This window comes from Bacillus sp. FJAT-29814 (assembly GCF_001510715.1).
In the GTDB taxonomy this organism is placed as follows: Bacteria; Bacillota; Bacilli; order Bacillales; family Cytobacillaceae; genus Neobacillus.
Window position 1 is genome coordinate 758,340 of the sequence record NZ_LMTJ01000001.1, and the last position, 23,338, is coordinate 781,677.

Genomic DNA, 23,338 nt, shown 5'->3' on the forward strand with positions numbered 1-23,338 from the left:
TTCTTTCCGAACTACCTTCTTTTCAAATTTACGTTTATTTGCACTTGCTTTAACATGCGTTGAATCAATAAATACATGTTCCTCACTAATTAACTTTTTATCGGCTGCTTCTTTTAATATACGATAGAAAATTTGTTCAAATAAGTCTGTATCCTTAAAACGGCGTTCGTAGTTTTTACCAAAAGTCGAAAAGTGAGGTACTTTATCATAAAAGCCATATCCTAGGAACCATCGGTACGCCATATTGGTTTCGATTTCTTTTATGGTTTGACGCATCGAACGGATACCGAAGGTATACTGGATGAAAGCCATCTTAATTAATACAACAGGATCAATACTTGAACGTCCACGGTCAGTTGAATACAAATCTTCAACCAATGAATAGATAAATGAAAAATCCACTGCGGCTTCTATTTTGCGAACCAAATGATTGTCCGGTACAAGTTGATCTAAGGCAATCATTTCAATTTGGTCACGATTAATCTGTGTATTTTTAGAAAGCATTGCATTCACCTCTATTAATTCTCTGTAATTAAATTATACAAAAGGCTGTGTTAGTGCGCATTATTGATTTTTACACACCGTTGATTGGAGTGGAAGGCGGCGAAGACTCCTGCGGGAGTACGGGACAGGTGAGACCCCGCAGGCGCTGAAAGCGCTGAGGAGGCTCACCGAACCGCCCGCGGAAAGCGAAGCCGCCTGGAACGGAAATCAACAGACAAGGTTAATGTATCCAAACAAAAAAGACTGTCGATTAAAACCCGAAATCCTTCGGATTTGTCGACAGTCTGAAACGGACAGGATTGTCCGTTTTTTATTTGGCTAAAAGGAAAGTATAATATTTTTTCTCAAATTTCCTATGTCGCAAAAATTCAACTACGCCTCTGTCTTCGTCCTAACGGACTTGCCAATCGGCGAGTTTTCATTTATTTTTCACATATGCTGCCTGTGATTTTTCAAAAACTCGAATGGACAGCAGTTCAAATGTCAGTCCATATAAGAACGTCACCAGGAACATTGATGCGATCATATCGAATATGACATGCTGCTTCACAAACAGTGTCGAAATAATGATCATACTTCCGACAATATGAATGCAGGCCGTGTTTAGGGCATGTTTATTTTTAATATGAAGCGAAGCCAGCATAACTGCAAACGTGGTTAACACATGGATACTTGGAAAACAGTTGTAAGGCTGGTCATTGTCATAAATCCACTGAACCAGCAACGTGATGAAACCGTCCCCCTCAAGTGCCGGCCGTGGGACGTGAGTTTGTAAAAGGAAGTAAATCAGAAAACAAATCAGTTCTCCCGTCACAATCAGTGAAATTGTTTTAAGATAGACCTTCGTATCTTTAAAGCAAAAATAAATCAAATAGCAGAAAATATACCCATACCAAAGGATGTATGGAATAATAAATACTGGCAGGAAGGGAATTTCCTGGTCCAAAGTGGTTGACAAAACCACTGCTTTATTCGGCCGATTGTTAAGCAATTGATATATTCCGGCTAACAGCGGAAATACCAACAGGACCAACAAATACGGCAGCTTTTTTGTAAATCTGCTCACTGTTCCCTACCCCTCTTATCATAAATACTTATTCAAATTCGTAGATGCTCTGCCTCGGACACTATTTTTTGAATAAGCTCATCTACGGTTTGTTTCTTGGCCAGTCGTGGACTTTGGCCAGCCCAGAGCGAAAGATAGTCCGCCTTTCCTTTTACGGCCGCAGCCTTTCTGATCGCTTTGGTTAGCTCATTTTGCAATGGGTAATCAGGAAGACTCTCCTCGGCCATTTTCAACTTCTCAATGAAACGGTTATGGATTCCTCTTGCCATTTTTCCTGAAAAAGATTTGGTTAAGGCCATTTCGTCTTCAGTAGCTTCAAGAATGGCGTCCTTGTGCAGATGGTTCGCTCCGCTTTCCTTGCATACCAAAAAGGCTGTTCCCATTTGCACGGCCTGAGCTCCAAGGCATCTTGCAGCCATAAAACCTCTAGCGTCCATAATTCCTCCTGCTGCAATAATCGGAATGGAGATGTGATCAGCGGTTTGAGGAATCAGCGACATTAGTCCGATTAAACTTTCATTGGCGCTCCGATGAAAGGTCCCGCGGTGACCTCCTGCCTCCACGCCCTGAACTACAACGGCATCCATTCCAGCTTTTTCGTTCAGAAGCGCCTCTTGGACCGTAGTAGCAGTTCCTATTAATAATGACGAATTTTGTTTTAACTTCGTTTCAACTTCCTTTGAAGGAAGCCCAAAAGTAAACGAGAAAACCGGAATCTTTTCCTCTATTAAAATATCGACTTGTTCATGGAAGGTTTTTATGTCAGCTTCATAGGTTGGCAACTGCGGCGGCTCATCCCTTATCTCCAACTCTGTTAAAATTTCATGTAAATATTGCTTGGCTGTTTGAAGTTTTTTCTCATCCATTTCATATGGGGTTGGGACAAACAGATTGACGCCAAAATTTTTGTTTGTAAGCGTACGAATTTCTTTAATTTGTTTTTCCAATTGACTCGGAGTCAAATAGCCTGCCCCAATCATGCCTAGCCCGCCGGCATTGGATACGGCCGCAACCAGCTCGGACGAGGTGACCCCGCCGGCCATTGGTGCCTGAATAATCGGATACTGAATGTTTAATAATTCGGTTAATGAATTTTTCGACATATTTTTCACCGCCATAATTTTCTGAAGTTTCTTTAAAAGTAACATTTTTCTCTGAAATATTGAAGCTATTCCTGGGAGGAAATTGAAAATCAGCGGCTCAAGTGCCATAATTTTAATTAAGATCATCTTTTTAGGAGGATTTTAGAAATGGGGTTACGGTTTCGAAAGAGCTTTAAAATTGCGCCAGGGGTCAGGATGAATGTCGGCAAAAAAGGGGTTGGCGTTAGTTTTGGTGGACCAGGTTTGCGGTATTCCATCAATAGCAGCGGCAGGAGAACCACTACTGTCGGGATTCCCGGCTCGGGGCTTTCCTATTCGACTACATCCGGTTCAGGCAAAAAATCGTATAAGACACCAGCATATCAAAGAAGTAATGAGTTAGCTCGGATGCAGCGGGAACAGCAAAAGCTTCAGGAATTGGAGTACGCGAGATTACAGGTGGAGCTGTATGAGAATCGCTTGGAACAGATTCGCTCCATTCATCACGAGTGTGACGATCCGATCAACTGGCAGGAAGTGCTCCACCGTGAACCTCCATTTCTTGCCGGTCAGGAGGGCCCGAATACATTGGCGGCACGCCAGCAGCTCCAGGCCTACCACCCCGGCTTAATGGACCGGCTGTTTAACCGGGATGAGTCGAAAAAACAGAAGCTTTACGAGGACATTGAAAAGGCAAAAGTGGCTGATGCCGAGTTAATAGCTTCCTGGCAGAGGATGCACGATGTGGCCGGTCAGATGCTTAACCGCGATATCGATACATATTTTGAAGTGATTGAAGAATTTGCACCGCTTAATGATCTGGTGGAATTCGGCAGTGGCTTTGAATTTGGTACAGACAACCCGAATGAAATTCATGTCTCATTTGATGTCAATGCAGGGAACGTGATCCCTGAAAAAGCGTTGTCATTGACGAAAACCGGCAAGTTGTCAGAGAAAGCGTTAACGAAAACTGCCTATTATGATATTTATCAAGATTATGTGTGCAGCTGTGCGCTCCGTATCGCACGGGACATGCTCGCCTTGCTGCCCATCAACTATGTCTACGTACATGCTTTTGAGGAAAGGCTCAATCCAGTAACAGGACACGTAGAAACCATCACCATTCTTTCCGTTAAATATGACCGAATCACCCTGAACCGACTAAACTTTACTAACTTAGACCCATCAGATGCCTTGGCCAACTTCCCGCACAAAATGAAATTCAAAAAGACGCAGGGGTTTGAGGATGTCGGCGAGACCATCCATTAGGTGTCAGGCACCAATCGTAGAAATGACTTTTGGTGTCAGGCACCGAACAGGCACCGAACGTGGACAATTGTCCGCCCTTGGTGGACACCACACCAAAAAAAGAGAAACCTCATATCAATTCCGATAGAGGTTTCTCTTTCTTATTTCCTGCAATCAAATTTTGAAAAAGTGGGGTTATTTTGATATTTATGGTAATCTTAACCCATACATAAATAGTGGAAATGTTAGGCAGGTGGAGGAAATGGAACGAATTATCTTATTTGACGGTGTTTGTAACCTATGCAACAGCAGTGTGCAATTTATTTTAAAAAGGGATCGTAAAGGCCAGTTTGGGTTTGCTTCCTTGCAGGGTGAGGTTGGCCAAAAGCTGATTCATAAATTCGGGTTAAATCCGGATATTAACAGCTTTGTTTTAATAGAAAACGAGAAGGTTTATCTTGAGTCAACGGCGGCGTTAAAAGTGTGCAAGGGGCTGACAGGAGCATGGAAACTGTTCGCTGCCTTCCTCATCATCCCCCGCCCTATTCGTGATGTCGTATATAGGATGATCGCTAATAATCGATATAAGTGGTTCGGCAAAAAAGAAAGCTGTATGCTTCCATTGCCGGAATGGAAAAATAGGTTTTTAGACTAACGGGGTTTGTCGAGCGGAGGCTATTTGTGTCCTCCTATGTTACTTTTGAAGATGGCGGGCATGTAGAACCTCTCTACGTTACCTTTAACAGTAGTTTTTCTGATTACTGGTAACGTAGAACCTCTCTACGTTACCAGTAACGGTTGTTTTCCAAGTATACGGATTACATAACCAGTTTCCGGTATTATTTCTGATAATTCAAATCCCAAATCATGCCAAAGGCATCCTTGACCTTACCATATTTGGCTCCCCAAAAGGTATCCTGCAATTCCATGTGGACGGATCCTTTTTCCCGAAGGGCATCATAGATGGTTTGAATCTCCTCTTCACTTTCAAAGTCCAGAGTTAAAGAGATATTATTTCCGACGACGACTTTGCTGCCTGGAAATGCATCCGACACCATGATCAACAAATCGCCCTTTCTAAACTGGGCATGGATAATCCGGTCATTCGCTTCCGGCGGGGTTGGATAATCTGCCTCCCCATAGGTTTTCAAATTAGAAATTTCTCCGCCAAACACATCACGATAAAATTCCAGTGCCTCTTTGGCATTGCCATCGAACATCAAGTAAGGCGTAATTTGTCCTCGCATCAAAAACCACTCCAAATCATATATGTATTTGACTAAATTTTAAGCCCCCTGGTAGGAAGCCTTATGAAACTTGTTAATAAACCGAAATACCTCCTCCCCATTTTCCGAAAGCACAGAATCAGGCACCAATTTTACAAACATTGCCCGGTACGTTTCCGCGACCCAAATATAATAATGGACATAATCGGTTATGGTGAAACCGCAGTTTTTCCAAAATTGGATACGCGCCAGATTGTCGGGAGTCGGATCGGCTTCGGTTTCTATGACAATGCTATTAAATCGTCCATCCGATAGGCACCAGTCCTTTATCATTTCAACCATTTGCAGGCCAATCCCCCGGTGTTGGAATCCTTCTTCCACCGCCAGATAATCAATCAACAGCGCGCCGACTCCTTTCAACTCACCCGTAAACGCCATGGCGACTACCTCGTCCTCAATAAAGCCGACATGCAAAAAGCAAAGCTTTTTCCGAAACATGTTTCGGAGAATTTTCTCTGGCTTGGCACCCTTTCCAGCAAAAGCCTGCTCGTAAATGCGGGAAACCTGTTTCCACAGTTCCTCGTCCCATGAGTCAACAATCCTGACTTGCAACTGACAGCAACCTTCCTTCTAAAAATAAACTTCCTTGTCCAAAATGACTTCCTTTGGCCGTTCTTCCATTGGCATCGCGTAAGGTACTAGCGCAAATGCGACCGAATCATACCAACTGTTCAGCCCATCCCATCACATTTCCCCCCTTATCACTTCCTAAACCAAAATTATACCAATTAAAAGTAAACAAAAAAAGAACCTTCGACTACAGTCAAAGGCCCAAGCGAGAAATTAGCTTCCTGCTAAGCTCTCAAATTAGGAGGTCTAAACTCAGAAGAATTTAAACAATTACATTCTATCATTTTCGTAATTTTCACACAACACTTTAAAGTGATAAAGTGAAAAATGTCACACAAATATAATATTAGCCTTAAAACAATAAATCTAAAATCTCCTGATTGACAATCCTGTATATACAAGTTAGAATGAAACCGTAATCAAAACTTGTATATACAGGTTAAACATAGAATGAAATGAAACCGCAAACACTACCTGTATATTAAGCATGTAATGATTTGAAAAATAAAGGAGAAAATCAGGTCTTCAAAACCTGAACATAGGGGGAGATACAATATGTCAAAGTACACTGAACCGGCAAAAGAACTGCTGGAACACATTGGCGGAAAAGACAACATCGCAGCCGTTACCCATTGTGCAACGAGAATGCGTTTTGTCTTAAAAGATCCTGGCAATGCCGATATTAAAGAAATAGAGTCCATTAAACTGGTAAAAGGCACTTTTACTCAAGCCGGGCAATTCCAAGTCATTATCGGAAACGAAGTGGCAAGTTTTTACAACGAATTCACAAAACATGCTGATGTGGAAGGAACAACCAAAGATGAAGCCAAGGTTGCGGCAAAGCAAAACATGAACTGGCTGCAGCGTGTGATGGGGCATCTTGCCGATATTTTCACACCGCTCATCCCGGCGCTTGTAGTCGGAGGTTTAATTCTTGGTTTCAGAAACGTCATTGGCGATATTAAATTAATGGAAGACGGAACAAAAACGATTATCGAAGTATCCCAGTTTTGGGCCGGTGTTCACGCGTTCCTTTGGCTGATTGGTGAAGCGGTATTCCACTTTCTTCCAGTTGGTATCACCTGGTCAGTTGCCAAAAAAATGGGCGCATCACAAATTCTTGGGATCGTTCTTGGTATCACCCTTGTATCACCACAGCTACTCAATGCTTACGGTGTGGCGGGTGCCAAAGAAATTCCAGTCTGGGATTTTGGTTTCGCTCAAATTGAAATGATTGGTTACCAGGCTCAAGTTATTCCAGCCATTTTTGCAGGACTATTATTAGCATTCTTGGAAAATAAATTGCGTAAAATTGTGCCAAATGCGATTTCCATGATTGTCGTTCCCTTCTTCGCATTAATCCCGACTGTCTTGATTGCCCATACTATTTTGGGTCCTATCGGCTGGACAATTGGTTCATGGATTTCCGATGTTGTGTATTCAAGCTTAACTTCTGCATTTGGCTGGCTGTTTGCTGCAATCTTTGGTTTTGCTTATGCGCCACTTGTCATCACTGGTTTGCACCACATGACCAATGCCATCGACCTGCAGTTGATGAGCGAACTTGGGGGCACAAATTTATGGCCAATGATTGCGTTGTCTAATATCGCTCAAGGCTCTGCCGTTCTGGCTATGATTTACATCAACCGTAAAAATGAAGAGGAAAAACAAGTATCAATTCCAGCGGCGATTTCTTGTTATCTTGGGGTGACCGAGCCTGCGATGTTTGGTATTAACCTGAAATACGGCTTCCCATTCCTGGCTGCGATGCTTGGTTCAATGACGGCAGCAGTCATCTCAGTTGGAACTGATGTTATGGCCAACTCCATAGGTGTCGGCGGTCTCCCTGGCATCCTGTCAATCCAGGCGAAGCATATGGGCATGTTTGGAGTCGCAATGGTTGTCGCCATCGTCGTACCATTTATCTTAACTTTCATTTTTGCCAAAACAGGCATGAAGAAATTTGCCTTTAAAAAATAATCAGGAAGGAGGGAGATGCATCCCTCCTTTTCCATATTAAAGAACGAGGAAGGTGTATCAAATGTCAACAGCTTGGTGGAAAAACGCCACAGTATATCAGATCTATCCAAAAAGTTTTAAAGATACAACTGGAAACGGAACCGGCGATCTTCAAGGCATTATTGAAAAACTGGACTATTTAAAAAAATTAGGAGTAGATGTCCTCTGGCTCACCCCTATCTACCAATCGCCGCAGCGCGACAATGGCTATGATATCAGCGATTACTATAAGATTTACGAAGAATACGGAACAATGGAAGACTTTGAACAGCTCCTTTCCGAAGCCCACGAGCGCGGCTTGAAAATCATGATGGATATCGTCATCAACCATACATCGACGGAACATGAATGGTTTCAGCAGGCAAAATCGTCAAAGGATAACCCGTACCGCGATTTCTATATATGGAAGGACGGCAAAGACGGGCAACCGCCGAATAACTGGCAGTCCAAATTTGGCGGTTCGGCCTGGGAATTTGACGAAACGACCGGCCAGTATTACCTCCATCTCTTTGATGTCACCCAAGCTGACCTGAACTGGGAAAACGAAAAGGTGCGTAAAGCCTTATACGAGATGATGCATTTTTGGCTGAAAAAAGGCGTCGATGGTTTCCGTCTCGACGTCATCAACCTGATTTCGAAAAATCAGCAGTTCCCGGAAGACGATACCGATGGCCGCAAATTTTATACCGATGGACCAAGAATCCACGAGTTTTTACATGAAATGAACGAGCAAGTTTTTTCAAAATATGATGTAATTACGGTCGGTGAAATGTCGTCCACGTCCATCGACCACTGCATCCAATACACGAAACCGGAACGTAAAGAATTAAATATGGTGTTCAGCTTCCATCATCTAAAGGTTGATTACCTGAACGGCGACAAGTGGACAAAGGCCGACTTCGACTTCCATGCCTTGAAAAAGATACTTTCCGACTGGCAGGTGGAAATGAACAAAGGCGGCGGCTGGAATGCCCTGTTCTGGTGCAACCACGACCAGCCCCGTGCCGTGTCACGATTTGGCGATGACGGGTTCTATCATAAGGAATCGGCAAAAATGCTGGCCACTGCCCTCCATATGATGCAGGGTACCCCGTACGTTTACCAGGGGGAGGAATTTGGCATGACCGATCCGAAGTTTGACTCGATTGACCAATACCGTGATGTGGAATCCTTGAACATGTTTCAGATTTTGAAAAACAAAGGCATGGACGAACGGGAAGTTCTGGAGATTTTAAAACAAAAATCACGGGATAATTCCCGAACACCGGTTCAATGGAATGCTACGCACAATGCCGGATTTACCAGTGGAACACCATGGATTGATGTTGCACAGAACTACAAGGAAATAAATGCAGAAAACTCGTTAAACGATCACGACTCGATCTTCTATCACTATCAGAAGCTGATACAGTTGCGGAAGCAGTACGAAGTGATTGTCGAAGGCGATTTTGAGCAGCTGTTGGAAAATGATGATGAGGTTTTTGCTTTTGTTAGGAACCATGGGGCGGAAAAATTGCTGGTGGTGAACAATTTTTACGGCAAGGAGACGGCCATTTTCCTGCCAGAGCAGCTCGTTCTTGCTGATTTTACGACTGAAGTGTTACTCTCTAATTATCAGGACTCCGCCCCGCTCGGCCGTGAAATCAAGCTGCGGCCATATGAGTCGGTTGTCTATTATCTAAAGAGGTAAAACGGTGATACTCATGACAAACAAATACCTAACCATTTATAACCATCTTGTACAGCAAATTAAAGGCGGAGGAATTCAACCGGGAACACTGCTTCCCTCCGAACATGAATTAACCGAACAATTCAGCACCTCAAGGGAAACAATCCGCAAGGCACTTAACTTGCTTGCGCAAAACGGTTATATCCAAAAGGTTAGAGGCAAAGGCTCTATCGTCATTGACATATCCAAATTCGATTTTCCAGTTTCCGGACTGACCAGCTTTAAAGAGCTGGCGCAAAAAATGGGCAAGAAACCGAAAACAATTGTCAATGAACTCTCGTTATTAAAGCCCGACAGCTATATCCGCCAACAGCTGCAACTCTCCGGCAAGGACCAGGTCTGGAAGGTCATTCGCACCCGGGAGATTGGCGGCGAAAAAATCATATTGGACCGGGATTTCTTGGTCAGGAAATTCGTTCCCGAATTGACCGAAGAAATTTGCGCCGATTCGATTTATGCGTACATTGAGGGCAAGCTGAACCTGACGATCAGCTTTGCCAAAAAGGAAATTGTCGTCGAAGAACCAACTGAGGAAGACCGCGCCCTCCTCGACCTCGACGGATTCCACAACATCGTCGTCATCAAAAACCTTGTTTATTTGGATGACGCCAGCCTTTTTCAATATACGGAATCACGGCACCGCCCTGATAAATTCCGTTTTGTCGACTTTGCGAGGCGGACGCACTAAGAAGGAGATCTCTATTTATCAAAGAGGTCTCCTTTTTGTTGGATCTTTGGTCGGATTTCTGCCGTTTTGTTATAAAAATTGAGATTTTCATAGGTTTTCAGAGATGAACTTTATTTTATCCGCGACCATTTCGAATATATCCGCGATAAAAGTACGGATATCCGCGATAAATTGGATATATCCGCGGTAAATTCAATATATCCGCGGTAATTGAAATATATCCGCGAACAGCAAATTTTCATTTTCGCGTGAAACGAGAGCCCTAGTCCCCCATTTTCAACCCAAAATGCTCCTTCGCCAACTCCTTGAATCGGTCCCGGTCAATTTGCTCCTTCACTTCCCTGTCGTCAATCCGCTTTGTAAACGAGGTTTCCGATAACACTAAACTGCCGTTGCTGGTAAGCCGGGTTGCGAGATAACCCTTATTAAAGCCGGACGCCGGGCTTTCGACAATAATTTTTTGAATTTCATTCAATTCAACGTCTGTGATCGGTGTTGTGGAGTCAAACGCATAGCCGGTTGCCCAATCGTCATGGCGGTGCTTCAACTTCATCTCCATGACAAAGTCGCCATGCTTTGTCTCCTCTTCCTTGACGCGAAACTCCCCATTGCTGGAAGTAACCTCCTGACCGTTTAGCTGCACCGGCTTTAATGGAATGTTCCCTCCGAAACCGGAGTCAACCAAATATTGCATGCCTTCATGGTTCACCAGATTCAAAACATGCGTTCTTCCCGTCTCGCTCCAGTCCTGGGTCTTGCTATTAAAGACCACCCCGCCGACCATCTTCACGTCGAAACCATTTTCGAGCAAAAAGTAATACAAGATCGTATTTAGTTCATAGCATACCCCACCTTCCCCACGGGTTAATATTTTCTCAGCAACATTCTCTCTCGAAATGTCTTTGAAGCTTTTGTTCATCACACAAATATTTTCGAAAGGGACCGTAAAGGCGATCTTCTCTAATACCTCATCCAATTTTTCAAAAGATATTCGTTCATGCTCCGGGAAACCGATTCGCTCCCTGAATAATTTATCGATTGAAGCCATCCTTTTCACTCCTGTCCTGTTTTTTGCTAAAATGAACATAACCATTTTACGAGGTGATGCACGATGTGCGGCCGTTTTACCTTAACCGCGTCAATTGATCAAATTCTTGACCGTTTTGATATTCAAGCCTTTTTAGATGAAGAAAACTATGCTCCCAGTTACAATATTGCCCCATCACAGTCTGTATTGGCAATTATTAACGACGGTAAAGCGAACCGGATGGGTTTTCTCAAATGGGGCTTGATTCCCCCTTGGGCCAAGGACCCTTCCATTGGCTATAAAATGATCAACGCCCGTGCCGAAACGATTGCCGAAAAACCAAGCTTCCGCAAGGCTTTTCAAAAAAAGCGCTGCTTAATTATCGCCGACAGCTTTTACGAATGGAAGCGGTATGATGATAAAACGAAAACACCGATGCGAATTAAATTAAAGGATGAAGACTTGTTTGCCATGGCGGGAATTTGGGAGCAATGGAAATCGCCCGAGGGAAAATCGGTATTTTCCTGCTCGGTTATCACGACAACACCAAATGAACTGATGACGGAAATCCACGACCGGATGCCGGTAATCTTAAAGCCAGAGGATGAAAAAACATGGCTGAACCCGGCGATCAACGACCCCAAGGAATTAGCGCGATTCCTTGTCCCGCTTGATCATAATCTGATGGAAGCTTATCAAGTATCTTCTTTGGTTAATTCACCGAAAAATAATTCGATTGAACTGATCCAAGAGATCTGCTGACGCCCATTTTTCAGACCAGGACAAGTTGCTTACATGGACGTAAAATTTTTTTCAGAAACCGGACAAGTTGCCTACATGCACGTCCACCTTCCGGCATAGGATGTACTAACCCATAAGTTTTTCCTTCTAAAAAGTGGTAACTGGCCACTTTTCTTTTTTTGGTACATAAGTGGTGGGTCAGGCGAATATAGTTTAAAAATACATGTTTTATAGGAGATATGATTATGTTCATCCCCACAAAAGTCAATATTGGTGAGTTTAGACTGGGCACCCCCGACCATAAAAGTGCGGTTTCTGTTGGTACCAATCTCATGCATGGTGTCAATGTTGCAGCTAAGAAAAGTCAAGGTTTTGGCCAGCAAATGGCCGACGGCTTGGTCATATTCCAATCTGTTCATATTACTTTTGATGATGAAATCATCGATATGCCCTCAATAAAGAAAGGGAGTGTATTTATTTGAATATTGCGCCAATGGCAATTAACTTCCTGGCGTTTAAGGTAAATACGGTAGATAATAGTTCAATTATAAACCTAGGACCGAATCAATTTATTGATCAGTTGACCTCCTACAAACGGAATCAAGGCGTTGGCGAACAAAACGGTGATCTCTCTCCGATTAACATCCCGATTTCATATGTCATTGACCCGGATGTTTCAGACAGCGCCACCGGCAAGAACAGCATTATTTAACATGTTCAAGGGAGGTAAGTTGTTTGCTATTTGCACCGATGGTTGTCAATCTCGGTAACATAAAGGTGAATGTTCTGGACCATGCTTCCGTTCTCAATATGGGCCCCAATTTGTTCATTGACCAATTCGTGTCCTACAAACGAAACCAAGGCTATGGGGAACAAAACGGCGATTTTGTCCCAATCTATATCCCCATCTCGTATATTGCGGATGCGGACATTAGTGATAGCTGGACAGGGAAAAGCAGTTTCATCTGAATTTTGAGGGCGTCGACATTGGTTGTTGACGCCCTCTTTTATTTTTTTCCAACTTTTCAGAATAGTAGTATAATGAAGGAAAATGATCAAAGAAGGGGTATTTTTATGGACAACCTTGTGCAAGAGTTTAAAAAACTGCCGACAACCTGCATTTCGGACGCAATGGATGGACTTAACAACCTGGACCCATCTATCAAACCGCTTAAGGAAGATTACAAGCTTGCCGGCCGGGCTTTCACAGTCAAAATTCCTGTTGGAGACAACCTAGCTGTTCTTAAAGCGATCCGCAACGCCAAACCGGGAGATATTTTGGTAGTCGATGCAAAGGGCGACCAATACCGGGCCATTGCCGGTGACTTTGTCGTGGGCATGATGCAGACAATGGGAATTGGCGGTTTGGTGGTCGATGGTGTTATTCGCGATATCGTGGGAATCAAAGAGTTGAATTTACCTGTATTTAGCAAAGGCACCACTGTGGCGGCTAGCGGCAAAGCCGGTGTCGGCGAAATCAATATCCCGATTTCCTGCGGGGGAATGCCGATTTCCCCTGGCGACATCATCGTTGGCGATGCGGATGGGATCGTTGTCATCCCGCAGGCCGACGAACAAGAGGTTCTGGCAAAAGCCTTGGAAAAATTAACAAAAGACCAAGAAAGAGAAGCAAAGATTTCCGGAAACCGGGACGCAATTTTAAAGCATCTGGATCATCTATTAGGAAAATAAAACGAAACCCCCTTTCCGCTGTGGATGGGGGTTGTTTATATTCCTGACCGGAAAAGCTTCGAAACCTTCCGAACCATTTTACGGAAGAACTTAAATATTCCTGCAAAAAACCGGATGATTCCGTGAATGACAACCTCAATTATAAATTCGACAATGATCTCAAACAAGAAATTCATGATGTTTCCTTTCTTTTTAAAAAATCCCTAAATATTATAAAAGCATATGATAAATATACAACTCCCCTTTACTCCCCATTGTCCGAACGCCTCTATCGATAAATCCGCACTTTTTATAGACATGCTGTGCCAGAGGATTGCTATTATTGACCGATAGAATAATTTCATCCCGATCCGGAAAATGCTTATTCACAAACGCTGGCAGCAATTCTAAGGATTTTTGGGCAATTCCCCTTCCCTGAAAAGCAGTATTCACAGAATATCCCCGCAACAGAATCGCGGATCGATTATCCCAGTATTCCTTCACACCCTCCCAGCCATGCAAAACAAAAAAGCCAGCCGGCAGGTCATTATAAAAAATAACAACCGGAAATCTGGTTGGATCCTTTTCACAGGCAAGCAGGGCATCCAATGGGTGCGCGGTAAACTTCACCTGTTCCTCAGATAAAAAGTAATCCTCAAAATAGCTTCTATATTTTTCAATAAAAAAATCCAGCACGACAGTTTCAGTTGAAGTAGATGGCTCCCCCATTTTCATTTCCCCCTGGCAAACATAAATTCTTTTCATATTTTATCAGATAATGGAAAAAGGAGCCAAATATAAAAGGTCTCCTGCTTACATATTATTGGCTGTAAGCCACTCCTTTACATCGTAAATGGCAGCCACTATTAAAGAATATTTAAGCTCAATCACGCTTTTCTGCTATATTCACACAAGATGAAATAAACGTTGAAATGCACATTCCCATACAGAAAGTAACCCAATTAAAAAAGAGGGTATTGGTGTATTGATTAAACCAACCAAATCGATAAATTCTTGAAGCTGGATTTTCAGGTCCGCCACCAAGCTCAGCTACCAAATTTTCAACCAGAGCCATTTCTAGAAATAGTAATATACTAAAAACGATTACAGCCAATATTAATAAAATCTTGGATTTTAGAGCTACATTGGTCATGATCCTGCCAAATTGAAATAGGAAAATAAGGTAAATAGGAACGGTCGGCATCATGAACAGGATGCCAAAATTTCCATTACCCGACATCTGATAGGGCTTGATGGTACTCTCATGAATCAAGAAAAAACCAGCAGCGCTTAATACGAAAATTACCAGCAATAACACATACCGCTTTTTTCGTTCCCTCATTTAAAAGACTCCCTTCTAATACTCTTAGAACTTTTTATGCTTGAAGGAAAAAAAACATACTTTTCAGCAGTCATACTTTTTTAGCGAAGGTTGGGAAATATATGAATATGAATGACGTATTACAGGGATGATGGACATTGGGGATGAAAGCAAAAAAGCTGCTCTATCACTTGATTAAACTTAGAGATAAAATTTTTGTACCGTTCGTGCTGTTGTATATATTACTGGCCGCGCTCGGGATTTATTTGCTTGAACCGAAGACATTCCAATCGTATATTACCTCGATTTATTGGGTTTTAACCACCCTGGCAACAGTCGGATTCGGGGATTACACCCCTGTCACGGACCATGGAAAGATTTATACCATCTTCCTGTACATTACAGGGATCGCACTGATTAGTGTTTCTATTGGAAAAATGATTAAATCCGTCAATCTGATTGACCGGATGAAAGTTGGAGGAAAAATGAAATATACGGGTAAGGACCATATCATCTTAATTGGCTGGAGTGCGAAATCCAAATTGGCGATTAAGGAAATTTTTAAATCGGACAAGAAAATGGATATCGTCATCATCGACGATTTGGAAAAAGCCCCGATGATGGAAGAGCGTCTATATTATGTGCGAGGTAATGCCACAGAAGAAGAAACGTTGTTTAACGCCAACCTGGCGAAAGCAAAAGGGGTGATTATTTTTGCAGACCAAATCACCCAGGATAACTACGCCAATCGAGACCCGCTCCTCGTCGATGGCAAAACCCTGCTAATTGCTACTGCCATTACGACCCTTGAAGAAAAATTAAAAAAAGAAATCCACGTTACTGCTGAGGTAATCAACCAAGAACATATTCAATTGTTTAAGCACGTTAAGGTTGATGAGTTCATTCCAACACAGGAGATGATTTCTCACGCGGCTGTAAGGTCGCTGTTTTCCCATGGGGTCACCAACATCTATTCAGAATTGATGAGTACGCAGCATCGGGAGACAATGTACGAAATTCCAAAACAGCCTGAATGGAAAACATATCGGGATGCGTTTATGGATTTACTGGGTAAAGGGGCCACACTGGTAGCCGACCGTGGCGATCTCCATATCAACCAAAAGCTCGATCAGCCGATACCAACCGATGCCCAGTTATTTGTCATTTGTGATAAGGAAACCATTAAAGAGCTAAATCCAGAAATGGAAAAGGATGCTTGAAAAAGCATCCCATTTATACGGACAAGTAGTAAAAATAATTCGTTTCTTTTGTAAACCCTATTTTTTCATAAAGCCTCTGAGCCGGAAGATTGTCGCTGGCAGTCTCCAGGAACAATCCCTTTGCCCCGGTTTCTCCCGCCATTTCAGCCGCCTTCGCGATTAATTTCTCGCCAACGCCTTTGCCGCGGGCTTGTTTTTTTACATACAAGTCGTTTAACACCCATGACCGTTTCATACTGACCGATGAAAACGAGGGATATAACTGGACGAAGCCCGCCGCCTCTTCCCCATCATAGGCCATAAAAATGACAGATTCGTTATTCATCATTCTTGCCTGCAAAAACTCTCTCGCCGCTGCTAAATCGCTCGGCTGTTCATAAAATTGCCGGTATAAATCAAAAAGTTCTGATACGGCTTCTAAATCATGGATTGTTGCTTTTTTTACATTCAAGCTGCATCCTCCTAAAAAAGCATTCTTAATTAAAATTCTCCATTTCTCCTTCAATTCCTGCGCTAAATGCAAAAAACGGATTACTCCGGTCTGCTTTTCTACTTAATTTTGTGACTATAAATAGTCTACAACTTGGTCTTAGTCTTCTTTGGATAAATATCCTGGTGCAGATTTTGGCATATTTTTCAAAACAAAGGCTATTTTTGAAATCTGCATCAATTTTGGCGCCGTCTAGTTTTGCAAGGGGGAGAAATATACAAGTGTCATTTGGCTATTTTAAAATATATGGATCTGGAAAGGACAATTCATTTTGTAGTTGGTTGGTATAAACGACGATTTCCTCTAACCTTGGAGGATATGGACTACACCGGATATAGGCCGAAATCCGATCATACATAGTCTCGTATTCCATTTCTGCACAGTATTGGAACCAATACTCGACGATTTCATTTCTAAATGTAATCATCGGGTAAACCTTTTCAATTAACACCATCAGGGAATAAGCTTCTTGCTTAGTCAATTCCATCAAATCCTTCACTTATTTTCATATAAATAATCGACGAATTTGAATAATAATATGCATTTTGAGGTCGCTTTAGCAGTTTCTTTCTAAAAAGGTACCTATTACTAGACAAATTGGTACCTTTATTATACAATTAAACAAGAACATTTGTTTGCTTTGTTATTTTTCCTTAAATTTTTTTTGGAAAGAAAGGAGATTGAGGTGATGATTCAAACATATCAAACGAATCTTTCTAATATCCCGTTGGATCATAATTTGACATCGGACATGTACCTTTCTGAATATGCATGTTTTTTTGGCATGCTAGAGCGGAAATTATTTGTTCAATCCTATATAAAAAGGATATCAACATCTTGCCTTAAAAAGAAATTTTCCAAACAATTCGGCCTTACCGCCAGACAATTCAACTCCCTGAGGATTCAAATGGAGGGGAAAGTTTCTTCTATACTAGAAAAAAGGAAGTATGACATTCAAGAACTAGAATCTAAAATGGCCTATTTACAAAAATTCATCTTCAAAAAGACCACTCAAAAAGATAAGCTTCTGCAAAAACTACTGAGAATTCCCCAAACTAGCCCAGCTTTCTCGAAACTAAGAAAAAAACACAAAAATATAAAGTTTTGTCTTCACCAAAAAAAGCGTAGGCTCCGAAATGTACAGCACAAATTGGAAAAATTAAAATCAGATGTGCTTAATCATAAAATTCGCATATGCTTTGGTTCCAGGAAGTTGTTCCATCAGCAATTTAATTTAAAGGAAAATAAATATAAGAATCATGGGGAGTGGAAGGAAGAATGGCTTAAGTCAAGAAATTCCCAGTTCCTTGTGGTGGGTTCTAGAGATGAAACGTATGGGAACCAATCGGCCACCTATGATTTACAAAACGTCTTAAACCTTCGGGTGGCCAATTATTTTATTTCGAAATATGGGAAATATGTCAGGTTTCCAGAAGTGCAATTTCCTTATGGTCAAGAATTCATTGATCAGGCAAAAGTTCCCTATATGGGCTATACCCGAAACGGCAAACCGCAAAAATATTACTATTCCTCCATTACCTATCGTTTTATTAAAACAGAAAAAAGGGTGGTATGTGAACGCAACTGTCGAAAGAGAAACCCCAAAAATAAGTACATCCAATCTGAATGGGTTAATTGGCATCGACCTCAATGCAGGATTTTTGTCTATATGTGAAATTGACCGATTTGGCAACCCAATCAAAAGCTGGACGGTAGATGTTCCTATGTACAACCGGAGCAAAGAACAGGTAAAAGTTTCTTTAAGCGATGCTTTAAAAGAAATTCTAGCCTATGCTCTTTCCATACAAAAGGATGTTGTAATCGAGAAATTGGATTTTTCCAAAAAGAAAGCCAGTTTAAGAGAAATGGGTACAAAATATGCAAGGATGCTTTCAGGTTTTGCCTATTCCACCTTTCAACAATTAATCACATCCAAAGGAAAAAAAGCGGGAGTACGAATTAGAAAGGTAAATCCCGCCTATACGAGCCAAATCGGGCAGTTGAAATTTATGGCCCGGTACGGACTAAGTTCGCATGACTCAGCTGCCTTTATGATTGCAAGAAGAGGCTATTATTTTAAAACGGAAAAACCAAAATATGATTCCGTTCTGTCTTTCCCTCAAAAATTCGATAAACAAAAGTCAAATTACACCAATTGGAAGACACTTACGAGATACTGGAAAAAATATTATCATTTCCATGATAAAATTGAAATAATAAAAGCGGATATTTGAAAGAAAACAATTGAAATTGGAGCAACGCTTCCTATTTACCTGCAAGGAAGAATAGGACCACGTACTCCATTTTTTAAAGGGTTACATGTAATAAATAGCGTGGCTAACAGCCAATCTAGAGTATCGAATAGGTATCCTGTGGCGTGGACTTCATTCGACTGAATAAAGAAAATGGCACTGTGACGGACACGATGAAGTTTGGAAGGGTCGAAAAACTCTCCCAGACGGATGTATCCATTCTAGAATTAGGGTGTGATTCCCTAACGCGATTCGCAAAAAGCTCTGTTCGTTTTGCGTGCTAAATGGAAATGCTAATTCATTTAGAACATATAGATAGTAATATCAATAAATGTCTATATTTTTAGGAACGGTGCAAGGGGTCGCAGGTTCAATTCCTGTCTTTCCGATCGAAAAAAGAGCCAAATGGCTCCTTTTTTTATTCTGCAAATTTGATAAATTCGTTTGGATTGGATCTGATTTTTTCGCCAATGATCTTTAATGTTGCTGGCGAAATTTCAATGAAAAGTTTATGGAGCGGCTCAATGGCGGCTGCAAGCCCAGGGTCTTTGTCGATGTCATTATAGGATACCGCAAATTCCTCCAAACTTGTTGGAAACTCCCTTGCCACTAACACATTTTCTATTTGCTGAATCAAGCTGTAAAAATCTTCCGCCCCGAAGTACTTCAGGCCATTTTTGATTCCCGACCAGGATGTAGGCTGGGCATAATAATAAACGCTCCACCAATAAAATTCCGCCAGCGACTTATTTGCATGGTTATAAAAGGCCTTAAACATGAACAGCGCTTTCTGCCCCGTGGTCAACTTCTGATACAGTTCTTCTTTGACCTTGATGTCTTTTCCGCGAATGGACGGGATAAACGGGTCGAAACATGCCGCGCCAAGCGCTGAATCATCCATGTTTTCGAAAACTTCTTTTTTCATGGGTATTAACAAATGTTATAGCTCCTTTCCTATTTCCCTGTTCACTTCAATATTTTGTTTTTGTACTGCAGCCGGCTTCACCTTCACCCCGAATGCCCAGCGTAAAATCGCAAGTCGCTTAATGATAAATTCATAAATTAGTAGCGAAATGACGAACGTTAACACCATGATGATCAAAAACGCCAGGATGTTGCCAAGGTTTAATTTTAAGATAAAATATCCCATCACAACCAGCACACTTTGATGAATGATATATACCGGGAAGGCCGCCTCATTCATATAAGGAATGGCTTTATGTTTGAAATTTAAAAATTTATTACCATAGCCCAGAAGCACAATGAGCGTTAACCAGAGATTAAACGTTTTTAAAACGGCCAGAAGGAAACCGGCTCCTTGAAAATCCTTTGTCAACAAGAAAACCCACAGCGGGACCGTCACCAACAGGACAACAAGCCCCATCCCACGAACCCGGTTAAACATTTTCTGATAGCTTGGCTGGCTAGAAGTAATAAAGCCCATGATGAAAATGACAAGGAAGAAAAACGGGTTCTGTCCCCCTGGTGCAGGCAGCGCTTCCGTTACTACTAATAAAAGGAAAAGGGCAATAAAAACGGATGGCCTGCTGCAAACCTCGTTAAATTTCTCGAAGTTTCTTTTTCGAAAAAATGAAAAAATCGGCAATGCGGCCAGAGACAACACAAACAAGTATAAGATGAACCAAAGGTGCGCAGGCGTGAAGGTGCCAAAATAACCGGACAAATCACTGAAATCCGTAAAGAATGTTTTTAAAAAAGAAAAGTAGTTTCCACCCTCTCCGTTATGATTTAATCGCGCAAAATAACCCTGCGGCGGAACGATAAACAGAACTCCTACAATAAGCGGGATCAACAAGCGATTGACCCGGTCTTTCATGTATTGCCGGTTCGACCTCCGCTCCAGTGCATACCAGCTTGCCGAACCAGCCAGCCAGAACAGCAACGGCATAAACCAATAACTAGTAACAGCAATAAACCAGCTTAATCCCCAGCTCAGTTCCGCACTTTTTACGTAGAACGGATCCCAGTAATCAAATACTCTTGCAGAATGAAATGGAAACAATAACAAAATTCCCAAATTACGTAGCCAATCAATATCAAATCTTCTTTCTCCCATATGCATCCCTCATTTAATTTTCACTAGATTCATTGTAGAGATTTCTATAAAATTCTACAAGAAAAATTTTCCACAAAACAGCCGCCATGGTTTCCCATGACGGCACTTTTTAGTTTACAAATCGTCCCGTATTGCCTTTGGCGCGCCAATATTCATCGCGTAGATGGACCTTTTGAATTTTTCCGGACGCCGTTTTTGGCAGTTCGTCCACGAACGTAACGCTCGTTACCGCCTTGAAATGGGCCAGCTTTTCACGGGAAAAAGCAATGATGTCGGCTTCGCTCACCTTTTGGCCTTCCCTTAAAACGACATAGGCGTGCGGTGTTTCTCCCCATTTCTCATGCGGCACAGCAATTACTGCAGCCTCCAACACGGCAGGGTGTTCATACAGCGCCCCTTCAACCTCAATGGAAGAAATGTTTTCCCCGCCGCTAATGATAATATCCTTCTTCCGGTCAACAATGTCGATATACCCGTTGGCATCAACGGTCCCCATATCACCGGTGTGGAGCCAGCCATCGCGGATGGCCTCCATTGTCGCTTCAGGATTTTTCCAATAGCCGAGCATAACGCCGTGGCTCCTCGTCACGACCTCCCCGATTTCCTTGCCGTCATGGGCGACCTCTTCCCCGTGCTCATTGATCACCTTCACATCAGCGCCAATCATCGGGTAGCCTGCCTTTGCTTTAATCCGCGCTTTTTCTGCAGGTGAGAGAATGTCCAGTTCCGAACGGATGGTTGAAACAAGGCTTAATGGCGAGGATTCGGTCATCCCGTAAACCTGAACGAACTCCCAGCCAAGCTCTTTTTCAACCCGGGTAACAAATGCCGGCGGCGGTGCCGAACCTGCAATCACAACCCGCACTTGCTGCTCAATTTCAGGGAGATTTTTTTCATAATACTGCAGGAGCGTATTCAACACGGTCGGGGCCATATGGAGCACCGTTACCTTCTGTTCGACAATGGCTTGAAAAATCGACTCCGGCGAAGCTTTCCGCAAACAAACATGCTTTGCGCCGTTCGCCGTATAGTAAAACGGCGAACCCCAGCCGTTTACATGGAACATCGGCAGAACATGCAGGTAAACATCACGGTCACTGACGCGTAAATGGTGCATCGTACTTAACGCATGCAAATAATTGTTGCGGTGTGTCAGCATGACACCTTTTGGGTTCCCAGTGGTGCCGCTCGTATAAAGCAGGCTGCATACGTCATCCTCATCCAGCTCGGCACGGTCAAATGCTGTCTCTGGATAACGAGCGATCCAATGGTCGTAATCGGTTTCATTTGTTTCTGCGTCTTTATAATGGACAATAATATGCTCAACTGTGGTGAGGTCGGCTTTGATTGGCTTAATCAGATTATAAAGGTCCCCATCAACCAGGAGTACCTTGGACTCGCTGTGATTCAAAATGAACAAATAATCCTCGGGCTTTAACCGGATGTTAAGCGGCACCATAATCGCGCCAAGTTGAAACACCCCGTAGAAGCCTTCGAGCATCTCAACAGTATTGGGTGCCAGGAAGGCAACCCGGTCGCCCGCTTCAACACCTAAATCTCTCAAACCATGCGAAAGCTGGTTCACCCGAGCATTCAACTCAGCGTAAGTAAAGCTGCGTCCATCACAGTATACGCCCTGCTTGTCCCCATACAACGATACGGCCCGGTCCAAAAATTGTGGCAGTACTAAAGGTACATTCATTCCAATCCCCCCTAAGTAATATTTCGAATTTTCTAACTAAAATTATTCTATCATACCATTTTTTAAATATATAGAAAAATTTTGTCAAAAAATAAATCAGTTTGAGCAGGTACTATTTTTTGGAAAATCTCATAAAATAGAATATACGTTCGTAGGGAGGCGAGGATGTTGCTAAAAAGTAATGAATCCTTGATAACAGGAGAGATGTTGGTCAAGTATTACGAACTGAACAAGAAGAAAAAAGAAATTGAGCTTGAGATGAATGAATTAAAGGAAGTTTTTCAAACATATTTTAATAACCTGGTAGGGACGGACCGTAAAGGGGAAATTACCATTAGCGGCTACAAGCTGCAGCGCCAGGTCCGGAAAACCGAGCGGTACAACGAGGCGGAAACGGTCAAAAGATTGGAAGAGTTGCAGCTGAACGACTTGATTCAGGTCGTGAAAAAACCGGATGATACAAAAATCAAGGCTGCTCTTGATCTGAAATTGCTGGGGCCAGAGCAGTTGGAGGGCTGTATCGTGACCACCCTCTCCCCTGCCATTTCGGTGAAGCCATTGACGCCGAGGTAAATGTTTTATTTAGGTGGAGGCAGCTTGATTTATAAAACTTTTATTGGAGCATGCAAAGTGGAGGCCGCTACA

General features: G+C 42.5%; 26 protein-coding genes. 13 read left to right on the top strand and 13 right to left on the bottom strand.

Annotated elements, in window-relative coordinates; all coding sequences use genetic code 11:
* The 3 genes from AR334_RS03540 to AR334_RS03550 all read right to left on the bottom strand — a co-directional run.
* The coding region (locus AR334_RS03540) for a transposase (RefSeq protein ID WP_172799143.1) at positions 1 to 504 on the bottom strand (504 nt) is incomplete at its 3' end.
* A 418-nt stretch (positions 505 to 922) separates the two neighbouring features.
* Complete coding sequence (locus tag AR334_RS03545; protein ID WP_066304961.1) at positions 923 to 1,570, bottom strand: phosphatase PAP2 family protein; 648 nt, start codon at positions 1,568 to 1,570, stop codon at positions 923 to 925.
* 32 nt (positions 1,571 to 1,602) lie between these two features.
* Positions 1,603 to 2,799 (bottom strand): NAD(P)H-dependent flavin oxidoreductase, encoded by a 1,197-nt coding sequence (locus AR334_RS03550; protein WP_367576350.1) that lies wholly within the window; start codon positions 2,797 to 2,799, stop codon positions 1,603 to 1,605.
* A 21-nt stretch (positions 2,800 to 2,820) separates the two neighbouring features.
* Between AR334_RS03550 and AR334_RS03555 the strand changes: the two genes are divergently transcribed.
* Positions 2,821 to 3,921 carry a DUF4236 domain-containing protein gene (locus tag AR334_RS03555; RefSeq protein WP_066304962.1) on the top strand — a complete coding sequence of 367 codons (1,101 nt, stop codon included), beginning with the start codon at positions 2,821 to 2,823 and terminating at the stop codon, positions 3,919 to 3,921.
* Positions 3,922 to 4,162: 241 nt separating this feature from the next.
* Positions 4,163 to 4,555, top strand: coding sequence for a thiol-disulfide oxidoreductase DCC family protein (locus AR334_RS03560; protein ID WP_066304966.1), 393 nt, complete (start codon positions 4,163 to 4,165; stop codon positions 4,553 to 4,555).
* A 184-nt stretch (positions 4,556 to 4,739) separates the two neighbouring features.
* On the opposite strand, the gene AR334_RS03565 is transcribed toward AR334_RS03560, so the two are convergent.
* Entirely contained in the window at positions 4,740 to 5,147 is a 408-nt protein-coding gene (locus tag AR334_RS03565; RefSeq protein WP_066304968.1) for a VOC family protein, read from the bottom strand.
* 39 nt (positions 5,148 to 5,186) lie between these two features.
* Positions 5,187 to 5,738: a GNAT family N-acetyltransferase gene (locus AR334_RS03570; RefSeq protein WP_066304969.1), complete on the bottom strand. Its 552-nt coding sequence runs from the start codon at positions 5,736 to 5,738 to the stop codon at positions 5,187 to 5,189.
* A gap of 573 nt (positions 5,739 to 6,311) precedes the next feature.
* On the opposite strand from AR334_RS03570, the gene treP reads away from it, so the two are divergent.
* The 3 genes from treP (at position 6,312) to treR (ending at position 10,192) form a co-directional block, all read left to right on the top strand.
* A complete protein-coding gene (treP, locus tag AR334_RS03575) occupies positions 6,312 to 7,736 on the top strand; it encodes a PTS system trehalose-specific EIIBC component (RefSeq protein ID WP_066304970.1) in 1,425 nt (474 codons plus the stop codon).
* Positions 7,737 to 7,797: 61 nt separating this feature from the next.
* A complete protein-coding gene (gene treC, locus AR334_RS03580; RefSeq protein WP_066304972.1) occupies positions 7,798 to 9,465 on the top strand; it encodes an alpha,alpha-phosphotrehalase in 1,668 nt (555 codons plus the stop codon).
* Between the two features lie 13 nt (positions 9,466 to 9,478).
* Positions 9,479 to 10,192, top strand: coding sequence for a trehalose operon repressor (treR, locus tag AR334_RS03585; protein ID WP_066305250.1), 714 nt, complete (start codon positions 9,479 to 9,481; stop codon positions 10,190 to 10,192).
* Positions 10,193 to 10,454: 262 nt separating this feature from the next.
* Here the strand turns inward: treR and AR334_RS03590 are convergent, their stop codons facing one another.
* Entirely contained in the window at positions 10,455 to 11,240 is a 786-nt protein-coding gene (locus tag AR334_RS03590) for an arylamine N-acetyltransferase (RefSeq protein WP_066304974.1), read from the bottom strand.
* Between the two features lie 63 nt (positions 11,241 to 11,303).
* Here AR334_RS03590 and AR334_RS03595 point away from each other — a divergent pair, with 63 nt between their 5' ends.
* From AR334_RS03595 to AR334_RS03615, 5 genes are all read left to right on the top strand, one after another.
* A complete protein-coding gene (locus AR334_RS03595; protein WP_066304976.1) occupies positions 11,304 to 11,981 on the top strand; it encodes an SOS response-associated peptidase in 678 nt (225 codons plus the stop codon).
* A gap of 224 nt (positions 11,982 to 12,205) precedes the next feature.
* Positions 12,206 to 12,442: a hypothetical protein gene (locus tag AR334_RS03600; protein WP_253701172.1), complete on the top strand. Its 237-nt coding sequence runs from the start codon at positions 12,206 to 12,208 to the stop codon at positions 12,440 to 12,442.
* Positions 12,439 to 12,672 (top strand): hypothetical protein, encoded by a 234-nt coding sequence (locus AR334_RS03605; RefSeq protein WP_156431160.1) that lies wholly within the window; start codon positions 12,439 to 12,441, stop codon positions 12,670 to 12,672. Before AR334_RS03600 ends, AR334_RS03605 begins: the two co-directional genes overlap by 4 nt.
* A 23-nt stretch (positions 12,673 to 12,695) precedes the next feature.
* A complete protein-coding gene (locus AR334_RS03610; RefSeq protein WP_066304978.1) occupies positions 12,696 to 12,929 on the top strand; it encodes a hypothetical protein in 234 nt (77 codons plus the stop codon).
* Positions 12,930 to 13,034: 105 nt separating this feature from the next.
* On the top strand, positions 13,035 to 13,652 hold the full coding sequence (locus AR334_RS03615) for an RraA family protein (RefSeq protein ID WP_066304982.1): 618 nt from the start codon (positions 13,035 to 13,037) through the stop codon (positions 13,650 to 13,652).
* A gap of 210 nt (positions 13,653 to 13,862) precedes the next feature.
* On the opposite strand, the gene AR334_RS03620 is transcribed toward AR334_RS03615, so the two are convergent.
* Both AR334_RS03620 and AR334_RS03625 read right to left on the bottom strand, forming a co-directional pair.
* The gene (locus AR334_RS03620) at positions 13,863 to 14,360 is read right to left on the bottom strand and encodes a GNAT family N-acetyltransferase (RefSeq protein ID WP_066304986.1); all 498 of its coding nucleotides are present in this window, start codon (positions 14,358 to 14,360) and stop codon (positions 13,863 to 13,865) included.
* Positions 14,361 to 14,514: 154 nt separating this feature from the next.
* A complete protein-coding gene (locus AR334_RS03625) occupies positions 14,515 to 14,973 on the bottom strand; it encodes a hypothetical protein (protein WP_066304987.1) in 459 nt (152 codons plus the stop codon).
* A 143-nt stretch (positions 14,974 to 15,116) separates the two neighbouring features.
* Here AR334_RS03625 and AR334_RS03630 point away from each other — a divergent pair, with 143 nt between their 5' ends.
* Entirely contained in the window at positions 15,117 to 16,172 is a 1,056-nt protein-coding gene (locus AR334_RS03630) for a potassium channel family protein (protein ID WP_253701180.1), read from the top strand.
* A gap of 13 nt (positions 16,173 to 16,185) precedes the next feature.
* Here AR334_RS03630 and AR334_RS03635 read toward each other — a convergent pair whose 3' ends face one another.
* Together AR334_RS03635 and AR334_RS03640 are read right to left on the bottom strand one after the other, a co-directional pair.
* On the bottom strand, positions 16,186 to 16,623 hold the full coding sequence (locus AR334_RS03635; RefSeq protein WP_066304992.1) for a GNAT family N-acetyltransferase: 438 nt from the start codon (positions 16,621 to 16,623) through the stop codon (positions 16,186 to 16,188).
* Positions 16,624 to 16,894: 271 nt separating this feature from the next.
* Complete coding sequence (locus AR334_RS03640; protein ID WP_156431161.1) at positions 16,895 to 17,143, bottom strand: hypothetical protein; 249 nt, start codon at positions 17,141 to 17,143, stop codon at positions 16,895 to 16,897.
* A gap of 1,093 nt (positions 17,144 to 18,236) precedes the next feature.
* Between AR334_RS03640 and AR334_RS28695 the strand changes: the two genes are divergently transcribed.
* A complete protein-coding gene (locus AR334_RS28695) occupies positions 18,237 to 18,896 on the top strand; it encodes an IS200/IS605 family accessory protein TnpB-related protein (protein ID WP_172799144.1) in 660 nt (219 codons plus the stop codon).
* A 436-nt stretch (positions 18,897 to 19,332) separates the two neighbouring features.
* On the opposite strand, the gene AR334_RS03655 is transcribed toward AR334_RS28695, so the two are convergent.
* From AR334_RS03655 to AR334_RS03665, 3 genes are all read right to left on the bottom strand, one after another.
* A complete protein-coding gene (locus AR334_RS03655; RefSeq protein ID WP_066305001.1) occupies positions 19,333 to 19,851 on the bottom strand; it encodes a hypothetical protein in 519 nt (172 codons plus the stop codon).
* A gap of 3 nt (positions 19,852 to 19,854) precedes the next feature.
* Positions 19,855 to 20,991 carry an acyltransferase family protein gene (locus AR334_RS03660; RefSeq protein WP_066305002.1) on the bottom strand — a complete coding sequence of 379 codons (1,137 nt, stop codon included), beginning with the start codon at positions 20,989 to 20,991 and terminating at the stop codon, positions 19,855 to 19,857.
* Positions 20,992 to 21,100: 109 nt separating this feature from the next.
* The gene (locus tag AR334_RS03665) at positions 21,101 to 22,693 is read right to left on the bottom strand and encodes a long-chain-fatty-acid--CoA ligase (RefSeq protein WP_066305007.1); all 1,593 of its coding nucleotides are present in this window, start codon (positions 22,691 to 22,693) and stop codon (positions 21,101 to 21,103) included.
* Positions 22,694 to 22,858: 165 nt separating this feature from the next.
* Between AR334_RS03665 and AR334_RS03670 the strand changes: the two genes are divergently transcribed.
* Positions 22,859 to 23,266, top strand: a complete 408-nt coding sequence (locus tag AR334_RS03670) for a hypothetical protein (protein WP_172799145.1) — start codon at positions 22,859 to 22,861, stop codon at positions 23,264 to 23,266.
* Positions 23,267 to 23,338 lie beyond the last annotated feature (72 nt).

Excerpts from the sequence above, each read along its gene's own strand:
- AR334_RS03670 (WP_172799145.1), top strand. The coding sequence starts at position 22,859 with ATGTTGCTAAAAAGTAATGAATCCTTGATAACAGGAGAGATGTTGGTC.
- AR334_RS03625 (WP_066304987.1), bottom strand. The coding sequence starts at position 14,973 with ATGAGGGAACGAAAAAAGCGGTATGTGTTATTGCTGGTAATTTTCGTA.
- AR334_RS03555 (WP_066304962.1), top strand. The coding sequence starts at position 2,821 with ATGGGGTTACGGTTTCGAAAGAGCTTTAAAATTGCGCCAGGGGTCAGG.
- AR334_RS03620 (WP_066304986.1), bottom strand. The coding sequence starts at position 14,360 with ATGGGGGAGCCATCTACTTCAACTGAAACTGTCGTGCTGGATTTTTTT.
- AR334_RS03615 (WP_066304982.1), top strand. The coding sequence starts at position 13,035 with ATGGACAACCTTGTGCAAGAGTTTAAAAAACTGCCGACAACCTGCATT.
- AR334_RS03560 (WP_066304966.1), top strand. The coding sequence starts at position 4,163 with ATGGAACGAATTATCTTATTTGACGGTGTTTGTAACCTATGCAACAGC.
- AR334_RS03550 (WP_367576350.1), bottom strand. The coding sequence starts at position 2,799 with ATGATCTTAATTAAAATTATGGCACTTGAGCCGCTGATTTTCAATTTC.
- treR (WP_066305250.1), top strand. The coding sequence starts at position 9,479 with ATGACAAACAAATACCTAACCATTTATAACCATCTTGTACAGCAAATT.
- treC (WP_066304972.1), top strand. The coding sequence starts at position 7,798 with ATGTCAACAGCTTGGTGGAAAAACGCCACAGTATATCAGATCTATCCA.
- AR334_RS03565 (WP_066304968.1), bottom strand. The coding sequence starts at position 5,147 with ATGCGAGGACAAATTACGCCTTACTTGATGTTCGATGGCAATGCCAAA.
- AR334_RS03665 (WP_066305007.1), bottom strand. The coding sequence starts at position 22,693 with ATGAATGTACCTTTAGTACTGCCACAATTTTTGGACCGGGCCGTATCG.
- treP (WP_066304970.1), top strand. The coding sequence starts at position 6,312 with ATGTCAAAGTACACTGAACCGGCAAAAGAACTGCTGGAACACATTGGC.
- AR334_RS03595 (WP_066304976.1), top strand. The coding sequence starts at position 11,304 with ATGTGCGGCCGTTTTACCTTAACCGCGTCAATTGATCAAATTCTTGAC.
- AR334_RS03600 (WP_253701172.1), top strand. The coding sequence starts at position 12,206 with ATGTTCATCCCCACAAAAGTCAATATTGGTGAGTTTAGACTGGGCACC.
- AR334_RS03630 (WP_253701180.1), top strand. The coding sequence starts at position 15,117 with ATGAAAGCAAAAAAGCTGCTCTATCACTTGATTAAACTTAGAGATAAA.
- AR334_RS03590 (WP_066304974.1), bottom strand. The coding sequence starts at position 11,240 with ATGGCTTCAATCGATAAATTATTCAGGGAGCGAATCGGTTTCCCGGAG.
- AR334_RS03660 (WP_066305002.1), bottom strand. The coding sequence starts at position 20,991 with ATGGGAGAAAGAAGATTTGATATTGATTGGCTACGTAATTTGGGAATT.